We start from the raw sequence: 1878 nt of genomic DNA on the forward strand, positions 1-1878 counted from the left end.
GTCGAGGCCGATGGCCTTGAGCGGTACGACGATGTCGCTGAAGTAGATCGCCGCGTCGACCTTGTGGCGGCGCACCGGCTGGAGCGTGATCTCGGTGACCAGTTCGGGCCGCATACAGGAGTCGAGCATCCCGATGCCTTCGCGCACCTTCAGATACTCGGGCAGTGAGCGGCCCGCCTGCCGCATGAACCAGACCGGTGTGTGCGGTACCGGCTCACGCCTGCACGCCTTGAGGAAGGCGGATTCATACGCGTTCGGCTGGGGGCCCGAGGGGCGGTCGTTGACGCTCACGACCCAAATCTTCGCACGGTCGGTGGAAGTGGCCGCCCCGGGTCGGGTGTCCTTCCCTGCGCCGGGGCCCCGTTCCGCCTACTCTTCCCCGCATGGCTGCGGCTCAGGGACAATTTTCCGATCATTCTCATGGCGCTGACGATGCTGACGGTGGGGGCGGTACGGACGAGAAAGCCGCCCCACGGGCGTTCGGGCTGGCGGTCGAGGCGTTGCGGGCCGCCCGGCTGCGTCCCGAGATCGAGGTGGAGGCCGCGCGCCCACCGCAGCGGCTGGCGCCGTACGCGTATGCCCTGGAGGCGGCCGTGGTCGACGGCGAGGAGGATCTCGCGGACGGGCGGCTGGTGCTGCTGCACGATCCGGCCGGTCACGACGCCTGGCAGGGCACCTTCCGGCTGGTGACCCTGGTGCGGGCGGAGCTGGAGCCGGAGATGGCGTCCGATCCGCTGCTGCCGGAGGTGTCCTGGTCGTGGCTGACGGGGGCGCTGGCGGCGCGCGGGCTCTCGTACGGGGAGCCGAGCGGGACTGTCACCCGTGCGGGGTCTCACTATTTCGGTGGACTTTCGCAGCGGCGTCCCGCGACCCAGATCGAGATCCGGGCGTCCTGGACGCCGAGGGAGGGTCTCGGGGGGGTCCCCGACTCGGCCGCACACCTCGCGGCCTGGTGCGATCTGCTCTGTCAGATCGCGGGGCTGCCCCCGTCACCGGCCGGTCCGGCGGACGCGGGGACGGGTGTGGTGACGCTTCCGCAGCGGCGCGGACCGCAGCATCGGTGACATCCGGTTGACGCGGAGGGCCCTCCGGAAGCGGAAGACTGTGGGCCCCTATCGGTAACAACTCGTCAGCTCATTCGTAGGATGATCGATCACCCGTCCGAATTGCACCAATTGTTACTCACTGAATCGTGATCATTCTCTAAAGGCCGCCGGGTTTGCTGCCGAAGAGGTCAGTGACCCTAACTGCACGGTTCGCCCCGGCTTCACCCCCGAGCCGGCCCGTCCCGCACCTTCTCCAGGAGGCCTGGTGTCCGTTCTTCTCGAGCAGCCCGCAAGCCTGGTCGCCTACCGCCCGAACAAGCCGACGGCCATGGTCGTCGTGGCCGACCCGCGCGTCCGCTCCACCGTCACCCGCCATCTGTGGGCTCTCGGAGTGCGTGATGTGATCGAGGCGTCGTCCATCGCGGAGGCGCGTCCCCGCGTCGGCAACCCGCGCGACATCTGCGTTGCCGACGTCCATCTGCCCGACGGTTCCGGGCTGACCCTGCTGTCCGAGACCCGGGCCGCCGGCTGGCCCAACGGCCTCGCCCTGTCCGCCGCCGATGACATCGGTGCCGTACGCAACGCCCTCGCGGGCGGGGTCAAGGGCTATGTCGTCACCGGTACCCGCACGAACATCGGGCACCCGACCCGCCCCGGCGCCGCCCCCATCGGCGCCGCGGCAGCCCGTCTCGGCCACCGCCGTCCCCCGGGTGCTCCGAGCCACCCGGGTGGCTACCGGGAGCTGTCCGGCCGCGAGGTGGAGGTGCTCCGGCTCGTCGCGGAGGGCCAGTCCAACAAGGCGATCGGCGTCTCCATGGGCCTGTCCGCCCTC

3 protein-coding genes are annotated in these 1878 nt (G+C 70.3%); 2 read left to right on the forward strand and 1 reads right to left on the reverse strand.

What is annotated here, in order from left to right:
- A partial coding sequence (locus tag ACWF94_RS39685; RefSeq protein ID WP_453500024.1) for a uroporphyrinogen decarboxylase family protein occupies positions 1-291 on the reverse strand: 291 nt, incomplete at its 3' end.
- Positions 292-383: 92 nt separating this feature from the next.
- Here ACWF94_RS39685 and ACWF94_RS39690 point away from each other — a divergent pair.
- Together ACWF94_RS39690 and ACWF94_RS39695 are read left to right on the forward strand one after the other, a co-directional pair.
- The gene (locus ACWF94_RS39690; protein WP_453500026.1) at positions 384-1064 is read left to right on the forward strand and encodes a DUF3000 domain-containing protein; all 681 of its coding nucleotides are present in this window, start codon (positions 384-386) and stop codon (positions 1062-1064) included.
- A 247-nt stretch (positions 1065-1311) separates the two neighbouring features.
- On the forward strand, positions 1312-1878 hold a 567-nt coding region (locus ACWF94_RS39695), incomplete at its 3' end, for a response regulator transcription factor (RefSeq protein ID WP_453500028.1).

This window comes from Streptomyces sp. NPDC055078 (assembly GCF_053607985.1).

Bases quoted from the DNA above. Each gene is read 5' to 3' on its own strand.
- ACWF94_RS39690 (WP_453500026.1), top strand. From the start codon at position 384: ATGGCTGCGGCTCAGGGACAATTTTCCGATCATTCTCATGGCGCTGAC.